General features: G+C 68.8%; 22 protein-coding genes and 1 pseudogene. 18 read left to right on the plus strand and 5 right to left on the minus strand.

The features are described from left to right. Window positions 1-3: 3 nt before the first annotated feature. The 16 genes from FW784_RS05505 (at window position 4) to FW784_RS05580 (ending at window position 13639) form a co-directional block, all read left to right on the plus strand. Window positions 4-918 carry an acyl-CoA desaturase gene (locus tag FW784_RS05505; protein WP_149352371.1) on the plus strand — a complete coding sequence of 305 codons (915 nt, stop codon included), beginning with the start codon at window positions 4-6 and terminating at the stop codon, window positions 916-918. A gap of 1 nt (window position 919) precedes the next feature. After that, a complete protein-coding gene (locus FW784_RS05510) occupies window positions 920-2227 on the plus strand; it encodes an NAD(P)/FAD-dependent oxidoreductase (protein ID WP_149352354.1) in 1308 nt (435 codons plus the stop codon). Further along, the gene (locus tag FW784_RS05515) at window positions 2224-2997 is read left to right on the plus strand and encodes a DUF1365 domain-containing protein (protein WP_149352355.1); all 774 of its coding nucleotides are present in this window, start codon (window positions 2224-2226) and stop codon (window positions 2995-2997) included. Before FW784_RS05510 ends, FW784_RS05515 begins: the two co-directional genes overlap by 4 nt. Then, window positions 2994-4250: an SAM-dependent methyltransferase gene (locus tag FW784_RS05520; protein WP_149352356.1), complete on the plus strand. Its 1257-nt coding sequence runs from the start codon at window positions 2994-2996 to the stop codon at window positions 4248-4250. Before FW784_RS05515 ends, FW784_RS05520 begins: the two co-directional genes overlap by 4 nt. Continuing rightward, on the plus strand, window positions 4247-4795 hold the full coding sequence (locus FW784_RS05525; RefSeq protein ID WP_149352357.1) for a DUF2878 domain-containing protein: 549 nt from the start codon (window positions 4247-4249) through the stop codon (window positions 4793-4795). Before FW784_RS05520 ends, FW784_RS05525 begins: the two co-directional genes overlap by 4 nt. Continuing rightward, window positions 4792-5589, plus strand: coding sequence for a DUF1295 domain-containing protein (locus FW784_RS05530; protein WP_149352358.1), 798 nt, complete (start codon window positions 4792-4794; stop codon window positions 5587-5589). The genes FW784_RS05525 and FW784_RS05530 overlap by 4 nt, the downstream gene beginning before the upstream one ends. Further along, window positions 5586-6671 carry an SAM-dependent methyltransferase gene (locus FW784_RS05535; RefSeq protein ID WP_149352359.1) on the plus strand — a complete coding sequence of 362 codons (1086 nt, stop codon included), beginning with the start codon at window positions 5586-5588 and terminating at the stop codon, window positions 6669-6671. The genes FW784_RS05530 and FW784_RS05535 overlap by 4 nt, the downstream gene beginning before the upstream one ends. After that, window positions 6671-7189: a lipocalin family protein gene (locus FW784_RS05540; protein ID WP_149352360.1), complete on the plus strand. Its 519-nt coding sequence runs from the start codon at window positions 6671-6673 to the stop codon at window positions 7187-7189. Before FW784_RS05535 ends, FW784_RS05540 begins: the two co-directional genes overlap by 1 nt. Before the next feature lie 162 nt (window positions 7190-7351). Beyond that, entirely contained in the window at window positions 7352-7603 is a 252-nt protein-coding gene (locus FW784_RS05545) for a type II toxin-antitoxin system HicB family antitoxin (RefSeq protein WP_149352361.1), read from the plus strand. Between the two features lie 58 nt (window positions 7604-7661). Further along, window positions 7662-9068 carry a glutamate--tRNA ligase gene (gene gltX, locus FW784_RS05550; protein ID WP_149352372.1) on the plus strand — a complete coding sequence of 469 codons (1407 nt, stop codon included), beginning with the start codon at window positions 7662-7664 and terminating at the stop codon, window positions 9066-9068. A gap of 9 nt (window positions 9069-9077) precedes the next feature. Beyond that, window positions 9078-9581 (plus strand): transcriptional repressor, encoded by a 504-nt coding sequence (locus tag FW784_RS05555; protein WP_149352362.1) that lies wholly within the window; start codon window positions 9078-9080, stop codon window positions 9579-9581. 84 nt (window positions 9582-9665) lie between these two features. After that, window positions 9666-11126, plus strand: coding sequence for a hypothetical protein (locus tag FW784_RS05560; RefSeq protein ID WP_149352363.1), 1461 nt, complete (start codon window positions 9666-9668; stop codon window positions 11124-11126). A gap of 11 nt (window positions 11127-11137) precedes the next feature. Then, a complete protein-coding gene (locus FW784_RS05565; protein WP_149352364.1) occupies window positions 11138-12037 on the plus strand; it encodes a metal ABC transporter substrate-binding protein in 900 nt (299 codons plus the stop codon). Next, window positions 12034-12855, plus strand: a complete 822-nt coding sequence (locus FW784_RS05570; protein WP_205123563.1) for a metal ABC transporter permease — start codon at window positions 12034-12036, stop codon at window positions 12853-12855. The genes FW784_RS05565 and FW784_RS05570 overlap by 4 nt, the downstream gene beginning before the upstream one ends. Before the next feature lie 28 nt (window positions 12856-12883). Further along, window positions 12884-13315, plus strand: a complete 432-nt coding sequence (locus FW784_RS05575) for a MerC domain-containing protein (protein ID WP_149352374.1) — start codon at window positions 12884-12886, stop codon at window positions 13313-13315. A gap of 135 nt (window positions 13316-13450) precedes the next feature. After that, window positions 13451-13639: a 30S ribosomal protein THX gene (locus FW784_RS05580; protein WP_149352365.1), complete on the plus strand. Its 189-nt coding sequence runs from the start codon at window positions 13451-13453 to the stop codon at window positions 13637-13639. Between the two features lie 43 nt (window positions 13640-13682). Here the strand turns inward: FW784_RS05580 and FW784_RS05585 are convergent, their stop codons facing one another. The 4 genes from FW784_RS05585 to FW784_RS14280 form a co-directional block, all read right to left on the minus strand. Beyond that, window positions 13683-14705 carry an extracellular catalytic domain type 1 short-chain-length polyhydroxyalkanoate depolymerase gene (locus tag FW784_RS05585; protein WP_149352366.1) on the minus strand — a complete coding sequence of 341 codons (1023 nt, stop codon included), beginning with the start codon at window positions 14703-14705 and terminating at the stop codon, window positions 13683-13685. Between the two features lie 75 nt (window positions 14706-14780). Further along, window positions 14781-15971, minus strand: coding sequence for a dipeptidase (locus FW784_RS05590; protein ID WP_149352367.1), 1191 nt, complete (start codon window positions 15969-15971; stop codon window positions 14781-14783). 22 nt (window positions 15972-15993) lie between these two features. After that, window positions 15994-17220, minus strand: a complete 1227-nt coding sequence (gene hutI, locus FW784_RS05595; RefSeq protein WP_149352368.1) for an imidazolonepropionase — start codon at window positions 17218-17220, stop codon at window positions 15994-15996. Then, the gene (locus tag FW784_RS14280; protein ID WP_187770691.1) at window positions 17220-17366 is read right to left on the minus strand and encodes a hypothetical protein; all 147 of its coding nucleotides are present in this window, start codon (window positions 17364-17366) and stop codon (window positions 17220-17222) included. Before FW784_RS14280 ends, hutI begins: the two co-directional genes overlap by 1 nt. Window positions 17367-17424: 58 nt before the next feature. Here FW784_RS14280 and FW784_RS05600 point away from each other — a divergent pair, with 58 nt between their 5' ends. Continuing rightward, window positions 17425-18657, plus strand: a complete 1233-nt coding sequence (locus FW784_RS05600; protein ID WP_235893585.1) for a formimidoylglutamate deiminase — start codon at window positions 17425-17427, stop codon at window positions 18655-18657. 3 nt (window positions 18658-18660) lie between these two features. Here FW784_RS05600 and FW784_RS05605 read toward each other — a convergent pair whose 3' ends face one another. Next, window positions 18661-19893 (minus strand): alkaline phosphatase family protein, encoded by a 1233-nt coding sequence (locus FW784_RS05605; protein WP_149352370.1) that lies wholly within the window; start codon window positions 19891-19893, stop codon window positions 18661-18663. 97 nt (window positions 19894-19990) lie between these two features. On the opposite strand from FW784_RS05605, the pseudogene FW784_RS05610 reads away from it, so the two are divergent. Beyond that, window positions 19991-20211, plus strand: a pseudogene (locus tag FW784_RS05610) (hypothetical protein); the annotation flags it as partial.

Genomic DNA, 20211 nt, shown 5'->3' on the forward strand with positions numbered 1-20211 from the left:
CGCCTGCTCGCCAGCGTCCGCGGCTGGTTCGACACCGACGCGCCCGCCAACGGCATCGATGGTGCCCGCGACGATCGCATCGACTGGCTGCGCGCAGGCCCGTTCGTTGCGATGCATCTCGCATGCATCGCCGTGTTCTGGGTGGGTGTTTCGCCGGCCGCGCTCGTGGTGGCCGCGGCGCTGTACGCGATACGCATGTTCGCGATCACCGGCTTCTATCACCGCTACTTCTCGCACCGCACGTTCCGTACCTCGCGTGGCGTGCAGTTCGTGTTCGCGCTGATCGGCGCGAGTTGCGTGCAGCGCGGCCCGCTGTGGTGGGCCTCGCACCATCGCCATCACCACCGGCATGCCGACACGGAACTGGACCCGCATTCGCCGAAGGTCCGGGGGTTCCTCTGGTCGCATGCCGCGTGGTTCCTCACCCCGCGCGCGTTCCGCACCGACATGCGACGCATACCGGACCTTGAGGCGTTTCGCGAGTTGCGCCTGCTGGACCGTTTCGACACGTTGGTGCCCGTCGCGCTTGCCGCCGGCACGTACTCCTTGGGCGCATGGTTGGAAGGGTTCGCGCCACAGCTCCACACCAGCGGGGGTCAGATGCTGGTGTGGGGCTTTTTCGTCTCGACAGTGGTGCTGTTCCACGCCACGGTCACCATCAATTCGCTGGCGCACCGCTTTGGCACGCGTCGCTTCGACACCCGCGACGACAGCCGCAACAACCTGTGGCTCGCGCTGCTCACGTTCGGCGAGGGTTGGCATAACAACCACCACTTCTTCCCGGGAACGGCGCGGCAGGGCTTCCGCTGGTACGAAGTCGACATCACCTACTACGGCCTGCGCCTGATGGCCGCGTGCGGGCTCGTCCGCGATCTCAAGCCGGTGCCCGACTGGGTGCTGGCGAAGGCGCAGCCCTGACATGCGCATCGCGATCGTCGGCAGTGGCATCTCGGGGCTGGCATCCGCGTGGCTGCTGTCGCGCCAGCACGAGGTGCACCTGTTCGAGGCCGACGCGCGCCTTGGCGGCCACACGGACACGCACGATATCGAGCTGGATGGCCGCGGCTATCGCATCGATACCGGCTTCATCGTGCACAACCCGCAGCACTACCCGCTGCTGACGGCGATGTTCGATGAGCTCGGCGTGCAGTCGCAGCCGACCACGATGAGCTTTTCGGCGCATCACGAAGCGACCGGCCTCGAGTACAACGCCGACACCCTCGGCTCGCTCTTCTCGCAGCGCCGCAACACCGTGTCGCCGCGCTTCTGGCGGATGCTGGTCGACCTGGTGCGCTTCTACCGGTCCGCGCCGGCTTTGCTCGAAGAACCCGGAAATGGGCCGACGCTCGGCGACTACCTCGACGCCGGCAACTACGGCCGCCTGTTTCGCGAAGCGCACCTGGTGCCGATGGCGTCGGCGCTGTGGTCGTCGCCAGCGGCACGCATCGAGTCGTTCCCGGCGAAGTATCTGGTGAGGTTCATGGCGAACCACCAGATGCTGCAGCTCAGCGGGCGGCCGCAGTGGCGCGTGGTGCGCGGTGGCTCGTCAACGTACATCCATGCGCTGCAGTCGGCCTGGCGCGTGCGCGAACGCGTCGGCTGCCCGGTGCTGGCGCTGCGGCGCGACGCCGAGGGCGTGGAGGTCACGTACCCCGGCGGCGTCGAGCGATTCGACCAGGTGGTGGTTGCCTGCCACAGCGATCAGGCGCTGAGTCTGCTGGCGGACGCCGACGAGCGCGAGACGTCCATCCTCGGTTCGATCCCCTACCAGTCCAACGACACCGTCCTGCACACCGACGCGGCGCTGCTGCCACGCAACCCGCGCGCGTGGGCGGCGTGGAACGCCTTCGTGCCGGCCGACCCCGCGCAAGCGTGCACGGTCAGCTACTGCATGAACGTGCTGCAGTCGGTGCAGACCAGTTCGCCCCTGGTGGTCACGCTCAACCGCACCGATGCGATCGACCCGGCGCGCATCCTGCGCCGCCGCACGTACAGCCATCCCGTGTACACGCATGCATCCGTGGCGGCCCAGGCGCGCCGGCACGAGATCCAGGGCGCGCGCCACACGTGGTTCGCGGGCGCGTACTGGGGCTGGGGCTTCCACGAGGACGGCATCCGCAGCGCGGCCGACGTCGCACGCGCGTTGGGTGCGCACTGGCCAGTTCCGGTGCCCGTGCCCGCGCACGCGACATCTGCAGGTGCGCACCTCGCGGCTGTGCCCGCATGACACAAGCCTTTGCGAGCGCCGTGTACGAGGGTCGTGTGAAGCATCGCCGGCACGCGCCAACCGCGCACGCGTTCGACTACGGGATGGCGCAGCTTTACCTCGACCTCGACGAAGTGAGCCGTGTGTTCGACGGGCGCTGGCTGTGGTCGAGCCGGGGACGCGCGTTTGCCGAGTTCCGGCGCAGCGATTACCTCGGCCCGCCCGAGCTTCCGCTGGCCGACGCTGTGCGCGCATGCGTCGAGCGGGCGACCGGCGAGCGGCCCGAAGGCGCCATCGGCCTGCTCGCGCACCTGCGTTACGCCGGCTACGTCTTCAATCCGGTGAGCTTCTACTACTGCCACGACGCGACGGGCGCGCTCCACAGCATCGTCGCCGAGATCACCAACACCCCGTGGAAGGAACGCCACGCCTACGTGCTGCCGGTCGCCACCGCGGAGCGGCGCGGTCGTGCGTTGCACTGGTCGTTCGACAAGGCCTTCCACGTATCGCCGTTCATCGGGATGCGTCGCCGCTACGACTGGCGCTTCACGCTTCCGGGCGACGACCTGGCCGTGCACATGCGCGTGCTTGACGACGGTGCGCGTGAGTTCGAGGCGACGCTGCAGCTGCGTCGCCGTCCGCTCGACGGGGCATCGCTCGCTCGCGTGTTGTGGCGCTATCCGCTGATGACCGCGCAGGTGGTCGGCGCCATCCACTGGCAGGCGCTGCGGCTCTGGCTCAAGCGCGTTCCGGTCCATAGGCATCCAAAAACGTTTCCGAGGCCACGATGAACGAGCTCGTCAAATCCGATGCGTCGCCCTCGGTTGGCGGCCTCGACCGCTTCCTGCGCCAACGCCTGCTGGACCAGCTCGGCCGGCTGAGGGGCACCGCGGTGGTGGAGGACGCGCTCGGCGTCGAGACGCGCGGTGAAGCCGACGGCACGCCGCCCGTTCGCCTGCGCATCCACGACACCGCGTTCTACCGCGCGATCGCGACGAACGGCAGCGTCGGCGCGGGCGAGGCATACATGGACGGGGCGTGGTCGTGCGACGACCTGGTCGGCCTGGTCCGACTGCTCGCCCGCAACCGTGACCTGCTCGATGGCATGGAGACCGGACTTGCGCGTCTGGGTGGCTGGGTGATGAAGGCGCTGCACGCGACGCGTCGCAACACGCGCGTCGGCAGCCGTCGCAACATCGCCGCGCATTACGACCTCGGCAACGAATTCTTCCGCCTGTTCCTCTCCGATGACCTGATGTATTCGTCGGCTCTGTGGGCTGGGCCCGACGACACGCTCGAAGCGGCGTCGACGCGCAAGCTCGACCGCATCTGCCGCAAGCTCGACCTCAAGCCTGGCGATCGCGTGATCGAGATCGGCACCGGCTGGGGCGGGTTCGCGCTGCACGCGGCGGCCAACTACGGCTGCCACGTCACCACCACGACCATCTCGCGCGAGCAGCGCGCACTCGCGGCGCAGCGCGTGGCTGACGCGGGGCTGCAGTCGCAGGTCACGTTGTTACTCGAGGACTATCGCGACCTCGAGGGCACCTACGACAAGCTGGTCTCCATCGAGATGGTCGAGGCGATCGGCGCGCAGTACCTCGAAACGTATTTCGGCAAGCTCGGTGCGCTGCTGGCGCCCGATGGCCTCGGGCTCGTGCAGGCGATCACCATCGAGGACCACCGCTACGTGCAGGCGCTGGAGTCGGTGGATTTCATCAAGCGACACGTGTTTCCCGGCTGCTTCATCCCGTCGATCGAGGCGATGCTATCGGCGAAGTCGGGCGCGAGCGACCTTGCGCTCGTCCACCTCGAGGATTTCGGCCTCTCGTACGCCCGCACGCTGGACGCCTGGCGTACGCGCTTCATGGCGCAGCTGTCAGGGGTGCGCGCGCAGGGCTTCGACGAGCGGTTCATCCGCATGTGGGAGTTCTACCTGGCGTACTGCGAAGGCGGCTTCCGGGAACGCACGATCGGCGTATCGCATCTCCTGTTCGCCAAGCCCGGGCACCGCCCGAGCGAGTGCGGGACGCTGCTCGCATGAACCGGCTGCTCGACGCGGTGGCATACCAGGGCGTCTGGTTCGCGGCAGTGCTCGGTGCGGGCTCCGGGCATGCGTGGCCCGGCGCCGTCGCCGGCGGCGCTTTCGCGGCGGTGCACTTGGCTGACGCGAATACGCGAGCATCGAAGCTGACGTTGCTGCTAGCCGGGATAGGCTTCGGACTGTTGCTCGACGGCGCCCTCGAACATGCGGGCTGGGTGCGACATGCGGCCGAAGGCGACACCTGGCGACGGATCGTTGGCGCACCGGTGTGGATCCTCGCACTTTGGGCGGTGTTCCCGCTGACGCTGACCTGTTCATTCGCGGCCCTGCAGTCGCGCACGTGGCTCGCCGCCGCGCTGGGTGCGATCGGCGGGCCGCTGGCGTACCTGGGCGCGGCGCGAGGCGCGTCGGCACTGGAATTCGTGGCTCCCGCTCCGCAGGTGATCGCGGTGCTGGCCGTGGGCTGGGGCATCGCGCTTCCCGTGCTCGCACGCCTCGCAGCGCGCGGACGGCCCGGCGTTGCGCTTGTCGGAGCCACGCCATGAGCGCGTGGCGTTTCCTCGAAGTGTGGGCGGCCATGGCGGTCATCATGACGATCGGCTGGGCGTGGCAGCAGCGCACGCGCAACGCCGGCATGGTGGACGTGCTGTGGTCGCTTGGCGTCGGCGCCAGCGCGATCTTCTTCGGCTGCATCGGCGACGGCGCGCCGACTCCCCGCATGCTGGTTGCGGTGCTCGGCGGCGCATGGGGCTTGCGACTTGCGACACACCTCGCGCGGCGCGTGCTTGCCGAGCCCGAGGACGGGCGCTACGCGCACCTTCGACGCATTTGGAACGGCTCGGGCGTGAAGTTCTTCGCACTCTTCCAGCTGCAGGCGCTGCTGGTGCCCCTGTTCGCGATGCCGTTTGCGGCTGTCGCGCGCGTGCCGGCCGGTGGCGCCGTCGCGTGGACATGGGTCGGCGTCGGCATCTGGGTGGGTGCGCTTGCAGGCGAGGGCATCGCGGATCGCCAGCTCGCGCGTTTCCGCGCCAACCCGGCCAACCGCGGGCGCACCTGCCGTGCCGGGCTGTGGGCGTGGTCGCGGCATCCCAACTATTTCTTCGAATGGCTGCACTGGTTCGCGTACGCGGCGCTCGCGGTGGGTTCGCCGTGGGCAGGGCTGGCATGGGCCGGTCCGGTGGTGATGTACGTGTTCCTGCGCTGGATCAGCGGCATTCCGTACACGGAAGCCCAAGCCCTGCGCACCCGCGGCGACGACTATCGCGACTACCAGCGCACCACGCCGATGTTGTTCCCGCGCTTTCCCCGTCGCCGCGCCCCTCGGAGGGCCCCCGCATGACCGCCGTCGCCGAACGACTTCCCGAACTCCCGCAGCACCTGCCTGCGCCGGGCCTGCTTGGCTGGGCCGAGCGCGGCTGGCTTCCGGATGCACTGGTGCGTTTCGGAATCCGTCGCCTGTGCACACAACGGCTCGCCGACGAACGTGCCGGTGGCCTCGCTGTCCAAGCCGCGCGTTTCCAGCGTCTTATCGACGACCTGCGCGACAGCCCCGTCGCCATCCACACGGACGCGGCGAATGCGCAGCACTACGAGCTGCCGGCCGCGTTCTTCCGCCTGTGCCTCGGCGAGCGGCTGAAATATTCGGGCTGCCTGTATCCCACGGGCCGCGAGACGCTGGACGAAGCCGAGTCCGCAATGCTCGAGCTGTACGGCGAACGTGCGCAACTCGCCGACGACCAGGACATCCTCGAGCTCGGTTGCGGCTGGGGCTCGCTCACCATGTGGATGGCGGAGCGTTACCCGGGCGCCCGCATCACCGCGGTGTCGAACTCGAATGCGCAACGCGAACACATCGAGCGCGAGTGCCGCGTCCGCGGCCTGTTCAACGTACGCGTGATCACGCAGGACGTGAACCGGCTGCAACTGGACCCCGACGCATACGACCGCGTCGTGTCCGTCGAGATGTTCGAGCACATGCGCAACTACGGCGCGCTGCTCTCGCGCATCGGCCGCTGGTTGCGGCCGGGCGGCAAGCTGTTCGTGCACGTCTTCGCGCACCGCACCTGCATGTATCCGTTCGAAACCGCAGGTGACGATAACTGGATGGGCCGCCACTTCTTCACCGGTGGCCTGATGCCGGCCAGCGACACGCTGCTTTGGTTCCAGGGCGACCTCGACATCGAGGCGCGCTGGCACGTGGACGGCACGCACTACATGCGCACCGCCAACCACTGGCTCGCCAACCAGGACGCGCACCGTCGCAAGATCATGGCGGTGCTCGAGGAGGCGTACGGCACCGCGGATGCACGGCTGTGGTTCCAGCGGTGGCGCATGTTCTGGATGGCCTGCGCCGAACTGTTCGGCTATGCCGGCGGGCAGGAGTGGCTGGTCGCGCATTACCGCTTTTCGAGGGCCGCCTGATGCGTCGCCTGATCGCCGCCGCGCTCGTTGTCCTCGCCGGTTGCGCCAGTGCGGGCGCGCCTACGGTGCCGCATGTCGCGCAGGTCGACCTGCCGCGCTTCATGGGTGACTGGTATGTCATCGCCGCCATCCCGTCGTTCGCAGAACGCGATGCCTTCGACGCGGTCGAAAGTTATGCGCCCCTTCCCGACGGTCGCATCCAGACCACGTTCCGCTACCGCAAGGGCGGCTTCGATGTGCCGATCAAGACCATGCGTCCGGTCGGCAGCGTCGTGCCCGGTACCGGCAATGCGGTCTGGGGCATGCAGTTCATCTGGCCGATCAAGGCCGAATACGTGATCGGCTGGCTGGCGCCCGACTACTCGCAGGTGCTCGTGGTTCGCAGCAAGCGCGACTACGCTTGGGTGATGGCGCGCACGCCGCGAATTCCGGAGGCGGATTACCTGGGGCATGTCGAGCGCCTGCGCGCGATGGGCTATGACGTGTCCAAGCTGCGTCGCGTGCCGCAGCGCCGCTGATCGAATTGCGACACGGCGCACGTCGCGGGAAGGGCTTCGCGGCCCGGTCCCGCGCGCGTCGTATAGTCACCTGACCGATCACGGCCGGGGGGCGTACGGGATGCGGCGTAATCGATGGAGCGGCATGGATGCGTGCAATGGCGCGCGATGGCGCGTGCGCGGATGAGTGCCGGTTACTTCGCGTTCGTACGTCGCGACGAATCGCGTCGCTACGTCGCCACGCTCCCCGACTTCCCCGGTAGCCGTGTCGAGGCGGAACGCCTGTCCGACCTCGCCGAAGCCGTTCGGGTGCTGATGCGCGAGCACGCGGCGGAGGGTGGCTGGCCGGCCTCCACGCGCCTTGAGAAGCTTCCCCGCCAGCTCGAAGACCACGACGGCTACTGGCTGATGGTCGAGGTCGGGCCGCCCGTATGAACGGATGGCCTTGCCGTACGCGGTAAAATCGCCGGTCACCTTCGACGTCGAGCTCCGCATGGCCAGCCGTACCCGTTTCGCGCCCAGCCCCACCGGCTACCTGCACATCGGCGGCGCCCGCACGGCGCTGTACTGCTGGCTCCAGGCGCGCCGCAACGGCGGCGAATTCATCCTGCGTGTCGAGGACACCGACGCCGCGCGCAGCACGCAGGCCGCGATCGACGCGATCCTCGAAGCGATGGAGTGGCTCGGCCTCGACTACGACGAAGGCCCGGTGTACCAGACGCACCGTCTCGCCCGCTACCGGCAGGTGGCCGAGCAACTCGTCGCCGCGGGCAAGGCGTACTACGCCTACGAGACGCGCGAGGAACTCGATGCCATGCGCGAGTCCGCGATGGCCAAGAACGAGAAGCCCCGCTACAACGGCGCGTACCGCGATCAGGATGCCGGCGTCCGCGACGACCCCAACCGCGTGATCCGGTTCAAGAACCCGCAGGCCGGCGTGGTCGCGTGGGAGGACAAGGTCAAGGGCCGCATCGAGATCAGCAACGACGAACTCGACGACCTGGTGATCATCCGGTCCGACGGCTATCCCACCTACAACTTCGCGGTCGTGGTGGACGACATCGACATGCGGATCACCGACGTGGTGCGCGGCGACGACCACGTCAACAACACGCCGCGGCAGATCAATATCTACGACGCACTGAATGCGCCGGTGCCGCACTTCGCGCACCTGCCCATGATCCTCGACGAGCAGGGCGCGAAGCTCTCCAAGCGCACAGGCGCGGCCGACGTCATGCAGTACCGCGAGATGGGCTACCTGCCGCATGCGCTGCTGAACTACCTCGTGCGCCTCGGCTGGTCGCACGGCGACCAGGAGATCTTCTCGATCGGCGAAATGACGCGCCTGTTCGACCTCAAGGACGTCAACGCGAAGGCGTCGCGGCTGGACATGGCGAAGCTCGGCTGGCTCAACCAGCAGTACCTCAAGAGCGACGAGCCCGAAGCCGTCGCCAGGCACCTGCAGTGGCACCTGGAGCGCCAGGGCTATGACCTCGCGAGCGGCCCGAACCCGGTGGACGTGGTCGTCGCGTTGCGCGACCGCGTGCAGACGCTGGCCGACATGGCCGAGCGCGCAGGCGTCTGGTATCGGCCGCTGCACCAGTACGACGAGGCGGCCGTCGCGAAGCACCTCACCGATGCCGCGCGCCGCCCGCTCACCGAGGCCCGCGCGCGCCTGGGCGAGTTGATGACGTGGTCGCCGGAGTCGGTGTCGATGGTGCTGCACGACGTCGCCGCGGCCTGCGAACTCGGCATGGGCAAAGTCGCGCAGCCGCTACGCGTAGCGATCACCGGCACGCAGGTCAGCCCGGACATCGCGCAGACGGTTTACCTCGCCGGGCGCGACGAAGCGCTGCTGCGCATCGACGCGGCGCTTGCAAAACTGCCGGCGGGCGCCTAGATCAACTCCATGCCCAACGCCTGCACGCATCCCGAACACCACGTCCACGGCAGCCGCGCGTTCGTCGCGGAGGTGGAGCGGCAGTGCGAGTTGCGCGGCCTGCGGCTCACCGCGATCCGCGCCAACGCGCTGCAGCTGCTCGCCGACGCGGGCCGCCCGATCAAGGCCTATGACCTGCTCGACCTGATGAAGCAGACGCATGGCGCCGCTGCGCCGCCGACGGTTTACCGCGCGCTCGATTTCCTGCTCGAGCACGGCTTCATCCACAAGCTGTCGTCGATCAATGCGTTCGTCGCCTGCCACCACCCCGGCTCGGCGTCGCACGCGGTCCCGTTCCTCATCTGCGACCGCTGCCACTCCGCGGCGGAGCTGGAGGACGAACAGGTCGCCGGGCTCCTCGACGCGCGTGCCCGCGCGCTGGGCTTCATGCCGCGGGCCCAGACGGTCGAAGTCCATGGCCTGTGCGCCAATTGCGCGGCCGCCGGCCCCGAATCCGCCGTCAATCACAGCTGAACCTGACCTCTGGCCTATGGCGGCCGGTCGCTCCGGGGTCGTAACGTAATGTTATAACCTTCCGCAAACTCCGGACCGGCATCGATGAAGAAGACCCTCCTCGCCCTCGGGCTGTCGCTCGCACTCGGCAGCGCGCATGCCGCGGACGGCGTTTCGCAGGCGCAGTTCAAGGCGCTCGAAGCGCGGATGGCGCAGTTGGAGGCCGACGCGAAGGCCGCCCATCGCGAAGCCGCCGAGGCCAAGGCGCAGGCCGCGGCAGCCCAGGCAGAGCTGGCGCGGATGCGGGGAGTTGCGTCGGCGCCCGCCGCGAATGCGGGGGCAGACGCCACTCCGGCAACCCCGCCGACCACGCCAGCCGATGACCTCGCGGCCAGTGAAGATCTGGCCGCCCCGGAAACGCCGACTGACGCCACCGCCGCGCCCGCCGCGCCGCAAGCGGAGAACAACGACGCGCTTGCGAGCGGCAGCGACACCTCGGGCTCGAACGCCAACGCGTTCAATCCGGCGATCTCGATCATCCTCAACGGCAGCTACTCGCACCATTCGCTGGATCCGGCGACCTACGTGCGTGCCGGCTTCCCGGGCGGAAGCACGTCGCCGCAGGGCTTCTCGCTCGGCGAAAGCGAGATGTCGCTGGCCGCGAACATCGACGAGAAGTTCTACGGCCAGCTCACGCTCACGGCGCACAGCGAGGACGGCCAGGACAAGATCGGCGTCGAGGAAGCGTTCGTCGACACCACGGCGCTGCCGGCCGGCTGGAATGTCCGGATGGGCCGCTTCTATTCGAACATCGGCTACCTCAACAGCCACCACGCGCATACCGACAATTTCTTCGACCGCCCGCTGCCGTACCAGGCGTTCCTCGGCGACCAGTACGGCGACGACGGCGTGCAGGTGCGTTGGGTCGCGCCGACGTCGTTCTTCCTCGAGCTCGGCGGCGAAGCGTTCCGCGGCGAGAGCTATCCGGCGGCGGGCGCGGCACACGGCGGCATCGGTACGAAGACCTTGTTCGCGCATGTCGGTGGCGACGTCGGAAGCGAGAGCGAATGGCTCGCGGGCGTTTCGATGCTGCGCAGCAGCGCGATCGCCGGCGAGGACGGATTCACCGGCAACGGCACGCTCTACATAGCCGACGGCACGTGGAAGTGGGCGCCGCAGGGCAACTTCAAGGACGGCGGCGTGACGCTGCGCTCGGAGTATTTCGTCGACCGCCGCGACGGTTCGTTCGTCGATGTGGCCAATCCCGCGGCATCGGTCGATTGGACCGGCATGCGTCGCGGCATCTATGGCGAAGCGGTGTACCGACTCAATCGCACGTGGGACGTCGGCTATCGCTTCGACCGGCTGTGGGCGGCGAACAATGGCCCGCTCGCCAGCGGCACCGATCCGATGCGCCACACGGTGGAAGCGACGTGGCGCAACAGCGAATTCAGCCTGTTCAGGCTGCAGTTGAGCCATGACAAGCCCAATGCGGCCGACACCGACAATGCCGTCACCGTCCAGTACCAGACCAGCCTCGGCGCCCACGGCGCCCACAAGTTCTGAGGAAGCGAACCATGAAGTCCCTCTTGATTTCCGCCGTACTTCTCGCTGCTGCTGTCGCGATGCCCGCGCAGGCCAAGATTCGCGTGTTCGCCTGCGAGCCCGAGTGGGGTTCGCTCGTCCACGAACTCGCGGGTGACAAGGTCGATGTCGACGTCGGCACGTCGGCGCTGCAGGACGTGCATGTCATCGAGGCCAAGCCGAGCCTGATCGCCAAGGTGCGCGCTGCCGACATGGTGGTCTGCACGGGTGCGGAGCTCGAGGTGGGCTGGCTGCCGCAGCTGATCCGGCAGTCCGGCAATGCGAAGGTCGCCTCCGGTGCCGGGAACTTCATGGCCGCGGCCCAGGTGAAGACGCTCGAACGCCCGAGCGCGCTCGACCGCGCCAACGGCGACGTGCACCCCGACGGCAATCCGCACATCCAGATGGATCCGCGCCGTGTGCTGATCGTGGCGCAGCGCCTCGATGCGCGGCTTGCGCAGCTCGATCCCGCCAATGCTGCGACGTACCAGCAGCGTCTTGCGGGCTTCCAGCAGCGCTGGCTGGCGGCGATGGCCCGCTGGAAGGCGCAGGCCGCACCGCTGAAGGGTCGCAAGGTCGTCGTGCATCACATCAGCTGGGTGTACCTGTGGGATTGGCTCGGCATGCAGCAGATCGGCGCACTTGAGCCCAAGCCGGGCGTGCCGCCGACCAGCGCGCACCTCGCCAGCCTGATCTCCACGACCAAGGCCGCCAACACGCTCGCGATCGTCCGCGCCGCGTACCAGGATCCGAAGCCGGCCGACTGGCTGGCCGAGCGCACGGGCGTCAAGGCGGTGACGTTGCCGCTCACCGTCGGCGGTGACGCGCAGTCGAAGGACCTGTTCGGCCTGTTCGACTCGACCATTTCCAAGCTTCTGCAGGCCGCCAAGTGACGTTGAACTGGGAAGGTCTTGACGTAAGCATCCTCGGGCCCGCCTGCGTGGCTGGCCTGATCGTGCTGTCGACGCACGTACCGCTCGGCAAGCAGGTGCTGTCGCGCGGGATCATCTTCATCGACCTGGCGATCGCGCAGATCGCCGGGCTCGGCGTCATCCTTGCGCAGTTCATCGGTGTCGGTGAGCACGGCTACATGGTGCAGGTCGCCGCCGCGGCGGCGGCACTGCTTGGCGCGGGACTTCTGGCGTGGACGGACCGTCGCTGGCCCGAATACCAGGAGCCGCTGATCGGCACGCTGTTCGCGCTCGCCGCCACGGGCGGATTGTTGTTGCTCGCGAACAATCCTCAGGGCGGCGAACACCTCAAGGATCTGCTCGTCGGGCAGATCCTGTGGGTGAGTTATGCGCAGCTGCTTCCGGCGCTGATCCTGTCGATAGTGCTGCTTGCCTTCATGTGGCTGCGGCGCGGCCAGCTGGCCGGGCTCGCGTTCTACGCGCTGTTCGCACTGGCAATCACGGCCTCGGTGCAGCTGGTCGGCGTCTACCTCGTGTTCGCGAGCCTGATCGTGCCGGCGCTGGCAACCGCCGGGATGCAGGGGCGCGGCCGGCTGGTCACCGCATACGCCATCGGCGCAGCGGGATATGTCACCGGACTCGTGCTGTCGGCAGTGCTGGATCTGCCGAGCGGCGCGTTGATCGTGTGGATGCTGGCCGCGTGCGCGCTGCTCGCGCAGGCCATCCCGGCGGTACGTCGCTCGCATCCGGCGCGCGCGGTCGCCGCCGGTGCGGCGCACTCATCCGGGCTGCACGAGTGAAAACGTTATAATGTTCCAAATGGACCGCATGCCAACGCCCCTGTCGGACACGCCGCCATCGCCCCCGCGCGTGCTCGACCGGCTGGGCGCGACCGGCTCCCTGGTGTGCGCCATCCACTGCGCCGTTCTGCCGGTCCTGCTCGCCCTGGTGCCGTCCCTCGGGATCGCCGCGTGGTTCGGCGACAACTTCGAGCAGGGTTTCGCGATGTTCGCCACGGCGCTGGGCGTCACGACGATGGTCTGGGGCTATCGTCGTCATCGCGACGTTCGTGCGCTCAGGCTGCTGCTCGCCGGGCTCGCCATCCTCTGGTTCGGCGTGCTGTTCGAGGCGCTCGACGACATGCCGTTCGTGCACGGCCTGGTGATGGCGACCGGAGGCGGTCTCGTCGGCCTCGCGCATCTGGCCAACCTGCGCATGCATCACGGCCGCCACGTCCACGGCCCCAGCTGCGCGCACTGAGCGGCTGGTCGACCGGCCGCCTGTGCTAGGCTTCGCAGCCTCGCGCGCCTAGCGCGACCGAACCAGCGGACCGTCCGCAGGCGCCGCGCCACCGCAGCGCCGGTATTTCAATTATCAAGTTCCAGGAGCAACACGATGGGTAAGGGCGACCGCAAGACTGCCAAGGGCAAGCGCAACGTTTCCAGCTACGGCAATGCCCGCAGCCACACCGAGATCACCAAGTCGACAGGCGCTGCGTCCGCGCCCGTCGCGAAGAAGACCACCAAGACCGTCGCCAAGGCGCCGGCCAAGAAGGTCGCGGTGAAGAAGGCGACGAAGGAGTAATCCTTCCGCGTCCGAAAAAAGCCCCGCCGATGCGGGGCTTTTTTTATGGCCGACGTTGCGGCAAGGACTCGAAGAACGACCACATCACGTCGTTCGCGGAAATCGCCTGCGATGCGGGCTCGCCGCGGTCCTTGTGCCCGCCGGGCCAGGAATGACCGCCGGTTTCGGTGACGCACAGTTGCACCTTCGCCCCGCCGCGGCAGTCGTCCTGCAGGTCGCAGTAGGCTCCCGGCCGCTGCAGCACGCGACGCGCCGGCGCATGGCAACCGACGAGCGACGACCACTTCGCGATCGTCGCCGGCACCGAAGCGAAGTCCGTCACCGCGTTCGCATTCGGGAACGCGCTGGCGCCCGCACCGCCGCCGAACAGCACGTGGTCGTCATTCCGCGCGTGGACGTGCGCGATGGAAACCGGACGCGCCGGACGGCAGTCGAGCGTGTTGTCCGTGCCCGCCACCGGCGCCACCGCGCGGAACAGGTCGGACGCGTCGCAAGCCAGGCGGTAGGCCATCATCCCGCCGTTCGACATACCCGTGGCGAATATGCGCGTGCGATCGACGTCCAGCTGACGTTGCACGTGCCCGACCACGTCGCGGATGAAGCCGACATCGTCGACGGCCGCGTCGCGCGCACCGCCGCAACACGCGCCCGCGTTCCACGTCGCGAGGCGCCCGCTTGCGAAACGGCTGTATCCATTCGGGAACACGACGATGAAACCGGCCTGCTCGGACTTGCCGATCAGCCCGTACTTGGAGTCATCGGCCTGCCAGTCCATGTCGCCGCCGCCACCGTGCAGGGCGACGAGCAGCGGCGTCGCGCGCCCGGGGCGGTAGGCGCGCGGCACGTGCACCCGATACGCGCGCATGAGGCCATCGTGGCGAATGTCGAAGCGATAGTCGCCCGGCCGGGTGATCACGGTGGACGGGTCGGCGCCGATTGCCACGACCGTGTCCGCAGGGCGTTGCGCCATGCGCGCGCGAAGCATGGCGCGCAGGCCGCCGTCCTGCGCATGGGCGAACGCGGCGGCGCAGGCGGCCACGCAAAGGGGAAGAACCAAGCGCTTCATGCGGCGTCTCCGGGCGATTACCGTGCAACGCGCACGTGCCTCCCCGGTTGACGCGCAATCGTTCCGCCTGTCGACTCAGTCCCGTGCGAGCGCGGCGACCGCTTTCCACACGCGCATGAGGTTGCCGCCCAGCACCTTGCGGATCGTCGCGTCCGAATGGCCGCGCGCGCGCAGCGCCTGCACCAGGTTCGGGTAGTCGGCAACGCTGTTCAGGCCTTCGGGCAATGCACCCGACACACCGTCGAAGTCCGAGCCGATGCCGACGTGGTCCTCGCCGAGCAACCGGATGGCGTAGTCGATCTGGTCGACCACCTGCGAAATGCGCGTTGCGGGCTTCGGATGCGCCGGGTCCCAGATGGCGTCGAAATCGTCGACCGACTTCGCCGCCTCGCCGCGTGCCCTGGCCAGCGTCTGCTCGTGTTGGAACTTCGCAAGTTCGCGGAAATATGCGGTGGTGTCGGCCGCGGCTTTGGGATCGATGAAGCCGCTGCCGAAGGTGATCTGCACAACGCCGCCGCCCTTCGCGATCTTCTTCGCCAACGTGTCGCTCAGGTTGCGCTCGAAGCCGGGTGTGAAATGGCGCATGCCCGAATGGCTCGCGATCACGGGCGCCTTGCTGACGCGCAGCACGTCTTCGACCGATTCGTCCGAGAGGTGCGAGACGTCCACCATGATGCCGAGCGCATTCATCTCGGCCACGACCTTTTCGCCGAACGGGCTGAGCCCGTGCCATGGCCGCTCCGGCGAGTAGGAACCGTCGGCGATGCGGTTGCTGTGGCTGTGCGCGAGCGTGATGTAGCGGACGCCCCGATCGCGGAACCGTTCGAGTTGCGACAGGTCGTCGCCGATGGGCGCGCCGTTTTCCATGCCGAGTGCGAGCAGCACGCGGCCCTGCGCGCCGCGCAGGTGCAGGTAATCACCGGGCTCATGAATGATGGCGACGCTTTCCGGGCAACGCGCGGCCATCGCTTCGACCGAGTCGATCTCCATGTGCGCCTTCTGTCGCGCGGTGCCGGCAGCGTCTTCTTCGGGCGCCGTGTAGATCGACATGAAGGCGACATCCAGGCCGCCCCGGCGCGCCTTCACTACGTCGAACTCGCGATCCGGCACTTCGTTGCAGAGGTCGCGCCAGCTCTTGAGCAACTCCGTCGGCGCGTCAATATGGGTGTCGACGATGAGCGCCTGTTGCACGAAGTCGCGTGCATCCGGGGTCGCGGCAACGGAAAGTGCGGGCACGAGGAGCAGCAGGCAGGGCAGGGTGCGCATCGAAGAGTCTCCGACGAAGGGATCAGTGGCGCGGCGCAGCGATGGACGGCAGGCCCGCAACGAACGTACGGCGCAGCAACGTGCCGCCGAGCCAGTAGCAGAGTTCCGCGGGATGTTTGATGTCCCAGAGCGCCAGGTCGGCACGCATGCCGACGCGCAGCATGCCGCGGTCGTGCAGGCCGAGCGCGCGTGCGCCGTGCACGGTCGCGCCGCGCAGCGCGTCCTCGGGCGTGAACTTGAAGTGCGTGCAAGCCAACTGCATGGCCTGTCGAAGCGAGAGCAGCGGCGACGTGCCCGGATTGCAGTCCGTCGCGATCGCCATCGGCACGCCGTGCGCGCGGAACAGGTCGAGTGGCGGCAGCTGCGTTTCTCGTAGCACGTGGAATGCGCCGGGCAGCAGCACGGCGACCGTGCCCGCACTGGCCATCGCGCGCACGCCCGCCTCGCTCGTGTGTTCGACGTGGTCGGCCGACAGCGCGTTGAACTCGGACGCCAGCGCCGCGCCGCCGAGGTCGCTCAACTGGTCGGCGTGCAGCTTGACCGGCAGGCCGAGCGAGCGCGCGCAGTCGAACAGGCGCCGGGTCTGCGCGGGCGAGAAGCCGATGCCCTCGCAGAACGCGTCGACGGCGTCGACCAGGCCTTCGGCATGCAGGCGCGGAAGCCACTGGATCGCCGCGTCGATGTAGTCGTCCGCGCGGCCGACAAATTCGGGAGGCAACGCGTGCGCGGCGAGGTAGGTGGTGCGCACGTCCAGCGAACTGTCGCGGAAGCGTCGCGCGACGCGCAGCATCTTCCGCTCGTTCTCGTAGTCCAGCCCGTAGCCCGACTTGATCTCGAGCGTGGTGACGCCATCCCCGCGCAACGCGTCCACGCGCGGTTTCGACTCGGCATACAGCGCGGCCTCGTCCGCGTTGCGCACGGCCCGCACGGTCGAGAGGATTCCGCCACCGGCGCGCGCGATGTCCTGGTAACGCGCGCCCTCAAGGCGCATCTCGAACTCCGCCGCGCGATCGCCGGCGAACACCGCGTGCGTGTGGCAGTCGACGAGGCCGGGCGTGATCCAGCCGCTTGCTTCGATCGCATGCGTCGCCAATGTGGCGGGCGATGCGGGCAGGTCGGCGCGTCGCCCGACGTAAGCCAGCACGCCGTCCTTCCACGCCACGGCGCCGTCGGTGATCGCGCCGTAACCCTCGCCATCGAGCGTGGCGAGCGAGGCACCGGTGACCAGGGCGTCCCAGCGCGCGTCCATCACGCGTCGCCTTCCACCTCGTCGACCGGCACCGGCAACACGCCGCGTGCAAGCTGCACGGACGCCAGCGTGTGCCGCTCGCCGACGAGCCAGCATGCCAGCGCGATCGTGACGACCACGAGCCCCACCAATTCGACGATATGCATGCGATCCCTCCCCGGACGGCTCGCGGTAGCCTAGCGCACCCCGATGCCGCGACCGCCCATGAACGCGACCTTCGTCCATCGCACCGACCGCGGCTGGGAACTTCCTGGCATCGCCAACCTGCATTCGCATGCATTCCAGCGCGCGATGGCGGGCCTGGCAGAGCGACAGACCGACGCCGCCGACAGTTTCTGGACGTGGCGCGAAACCATGTACCGCATGGCCGGCCGCTTCGATCCGCAGACGCTGCGCGACGTCGCCGCCCAGCTCTATGTCGAGATGCTGGAGGCGGGCTACACCCACGTCTGCGAGTTCCACTACCTGCACCACGCCCCCGACGGCCGGCCCTACGACGACGCGGCCGCCATGTCGCGCGCGCTCATCGATGCTGCACGGGAAACCGGCATCCGCCTGACGTTGCTGCCTGTGCTCTACATGACCGGCGGTTTCGACGGCCGGGCGCTCGGCGATCGGCAGCGCCGGTTCGGCCACGGCGTCGACGGCTACCTGCGCCTGCTCGACACGCTGCGGGCCGACACGTGCGACACGTTGCGGATCGGCTGCGCGCTGCACAGCCTGCGTGCCGTCCCGGAAGCGGCCATGCACGAGGTGCTGTCGGCGTTGCCGTCGGATTCGCGCGTCCACATCCACATCGCCGAGCAGACCGCGGAAGTGGACGAATGCATCGCTACCCGCGGCGCGCGACCGGTTCGCTGGCTGCTCGACCACGCCCCGGTCGACGCACGCTGGACGCTGGTGCACGCCACGCATCTCGACGACCGCGAGATCGCCGGCATTGCGCGATCGCGCGCGACCGTCGCGATCTGCACGACCACCGAGGCCAACCTCGGCGACGGGCTGTTTCCACTGCGCGCGTTCCTCGATGCCGGCGGCCGCCTGGGCATCGGCTCGGACTCGCACGTGTCGGTATCGCCGGTCGAGGAACTGCGCTGGCTGGAATACGGGCAGCGGCTTGCCACGCGGCGGCGAAACGTCGCGGTGGGCGCGTCGACCAGCGTCGGCGACACCTTGTTGCGGCAGCTGCTCGACAGCGCGGCGGATTCGACCGGCCAGGCGCGCGAGGGCGATCGCCTCGTGCTGGATGCGACCCATCCGCTGCTCGCAGGCGCGACGGCGGGCGATGTCGCCGACCGCTGGATATTCGCCGGCAACCGACCGCTGGTGCGCGAGGTGGAGGTCGCCGGACGCACCGTCGTGCGCGAGGGGCGCCACATGGCAGCCGAGGCGATCGCGGCGCGCTTCGCGAACGCGATGGCACGCCTGCTCGGCTAGCCGTCAGCGCGCCTCGCCGAACACTCGTTGCAGCGTGGCGGCATTGCCATCGTTGGGCTGCGGCGTTACGCCGATCAGGCGCGCAAGCATCGGGTAGACGTCGACGTTGTCGAAGACGGGCAGCACCACGCCATGTCGGAACGACGGGCCGTTGGCGACGAACAGCGCGCGCATCGACGGCAGGTCGGGGTCGTAGCCGTGCGATCCGGTCGCGACACCCGGAAGGCGCCTGGCGATCTTGGCCGGCGTGTCGGCCTTCCAGCCCTCGTCCATCTGGCACACGATCGGCGGCACGCGCGGGTGGGAGCCGTAGTGCCAGCGCGCCGGCAGCCGCGCGCGCGGCCAGCACTCGAAATGCGCATGACGGCCGACCATGCGACGCATCGCCTCGTCCTCGTGGCCGGGCAGGGGCGCCGCGCCCACGGATTCGCCCATGGTGACAGTCCGCGCGACGTCCGGTGGCACCACGCTGTCGATCGGAAGGACGTGGTTCCACGCGACCGGCGCCTGGCCGTGGTCGGACACAACGACGATATTGACGCGACCGGCGAGCCCGCGGGCCGCGAGTCCCTGGCGCAGGCGACCGATGTAGCCGTCGACCTTGGCCACCGCGGCCTCGGCCCCGGGTGCGCCGGGCCCGCGCAAATGCTCGGCCTCGTCGACGTCCTCGAAATACAACGCGACGAAACGCGGACGGGTCGCGGTCGGGCGCTCGAGCCAGCCCAGCACGGTGTCCACGCGCGAGTTCCCGTCGAACGATTCCTGGTACGGGCGCCATTCGGACGGCCGTACTCCACCGATGGCTGCCGCGCTGCCCGGCCAGAACATGGTCGCGCTGCGAATGCCGGCCTTTTCGGCCGTGGCCCAGATCGGCTCGCCGCCCCACCAGCGCCCGTCGCCGACCGCCTTGTCGTCGCTCGTTTCGAAACGGCCGAGCACGGCGTCGTCGATGGAGTTGTGGACCATGCCGTGGTGGTCGGGCCGAAGGCCGGTCACCAGCGTGTAGTGGTTGGGGAACGTCAGGCTCGGGTACGAGGGGCGCATGCCTTCGGCGCGCACCCCATCACGGGCGAGCGCGTCGAGGTTCGGCGTACGGCCGCGGCCGAGGTCGACCGGGCGGAAGCCGTCCAGCGAAACCAGCACCAGCGCGACCGGTGCGGCGGGCGGAGGCGGCGGTGTGCTGGCGCAGGCGCCAAGAACAAGGCTGAGCAGGCAAGCAGCTAGGGGTCGGAACACGCGGGAGGCGACGGACGGCGAAAGGACCGTGACTTTAGCCGGTCGCTCGTGCGCCCCGCGCGCGCCAGCATCGCGTTTCCGAAAACCGGTCGGACCGATGCCCGCATTTCTCGCGCTTGTCCTCGCGCCCGCGCTCGCGGCCGCCGCCAGCCCGCCACCGTCGCCTTTCTCCTTCGACGAGTGCGCCGTGTTCGAGCGCGAGCTCTCGTTCGCGCGCTCGGTCGCCGAGCACGATGCAGCGGCGAACGCGCTGCCCGATCCCGTGCCGGAAGAACTCAAGCTGGAACGCCTCGCGCGTTTCATGGAGCGCCAGGCGGA

This window comes from Cognatilysobacter lacus (assembly GCF_008274655.1).
GTDB lineage: Bacteria > Pseudomonadota > Gammaproteobacteria > Xanthomonadales > Xanthomonadaceae > Cognatilysobacter > Cognatilysobacter lacus.

What these genes read in the sequence shown, in the direction of transcription:
- FW784_RS05510 (WP_149352354.1), top strand. Translation starts at nt 920, where the DNA reads ATGCGCATCGCGATCGTCGGCAGTGGCATCTCGGGGCTGGCATCCGCG.
- FW784_RS05515 (WP_149352355.1), top strand. Translation starts at nt 2,224, where the DNA reads ATGACACAAGCCTTTGCGAGCGCCGTGTACGAGGGTCGTGTGAAGCAT.
- FW784_RS05520 (WP_149352356.1), top strand. Translation starts at nt 2,994, where the DNA reads ATGAACGAGCTCGTCAAATCCGATGCGTCGCCCTCGGTTGGCGGCCTC.
- FW784_RS05525 (WP_149352357.1), top strand. Translation starts at nt 4,247, where the DNA reads ATGAACCGGCTGCTCGACGCGGTGGCATACCAGGGCGTCTGGTTCGCG.
- FW784_RS05530 (WP_149352358.1), top strand. Translation starts at nt 4,792, where the DNA reads ATGAGCGCGTGGCGTTTCCTCGAAGTGTGGGCGGCCATGGCGGTCATC.
- FW784_RS05535 (WP_149352359.1), top strand. Translation starts at nt 5,586, where the DNA reads ATGACCGCCGTCGCCGAACGACTTCCCGAACTCCCGCAGCACCTGCCT.
- FW784_RS05540 (WP_149352360.1), top strand. Translation starts at nt 6,671, where the DNA reads ATGCGTCGCCTGATCGCCGCCGCGCTCGTTGTCCTCGCCGGTTGCGCC.
- FW784_RS05545 (WP_149352361.1), top strand. Translation starts at nt 7,352, where the DNA reads ATGAGTGCCGGTTACTTCGCGTTCGTACGTCGCGACGAATCGCGTCGC.
- gltX (WP_149352372.1), top strand. Translation starts at nt 7,662, where the DNA reads ATGGCCAGCCGTACCCGTTTCGCGCCCAGCCCCACCGGCTACCTGCAC.
- FW784_RS05555 (WP_149352362.1), top strand. Translation starts at nt 9,078, where the DNA reads ATGCCCAACGCCTGCACGCATCCCGAACACCACGTCCACGGCAGCCGC.
- FW784_RS05560 (WP_149352363.1), top strand. Translation starts at nt 9,666, where the DNA reads ATGAAGAAGACCCTCCTCGCCCTCGGGCTGTCGCTCGCACTCGGCAGC.
- FW784_RS05565 (WP_149352364.1), top strand. Translation starts at nt 11,138, where the DNA reads ATGAAGTCCCTCTTGATTTCCGCCGTACTTCTCGCTGCTGCTGTCGCG.
- FW784_RS05575 (WP_149352374.1), top strand. Translation starts at nt 12,884, where the DNA reads ATGCCAACGCCCCTGTCGGACACGCCGCCATCGCCCCCGCGCGTGCTC.
- FW784_RS05580 (WP_149352365.1), top strand. Translation starts at nt 13,451, where the DNA reads ATGGGTAAGGGCGACCGCAAGACTGCCAAGGGCAAGCGCAACGTTTCC.
- FW784_RS05585 (WP_149352366.1), bottom strand. Translation starts at nt 14,705, where the DNA reads ATGAAGCGCTTGGTTCTTCCCCTTTGCGTGGCCGCCTGCGCCGCCGCG.
- FW784_RS05590 (WP_149352367.1), bottom strand. Translation starts at nt 15,971, where the DNA reads ATGCGCACCCTGCCCTGCCTGCTGCTCCTCGTGCCCGCACTTTCCGTT.
- hutI (WP_149352368.1), bottom strand. Translation starts at nt 17,220, where the DNA reads ATGGACGCGCGCTGGGACGCCCTGGTCACCGGTGCCTCGCTCGCCACG.
- FW784_RS14280 (WP_187770691.1), bottom strand. Translation starts at nt 17,366, where the DNA reads ATGCATATCGTCGAATTGGTGGGGCTCGTGGTCGTCACGATCGCGCTG.
- FW784_RS05600 (WP_235893585.1), top strand. Translation starts at nt 17,425, where the DNA reads ATGAACGCGACCTTCGTCCATCGCACCGACCGCGGCTGGGAACTTCCT.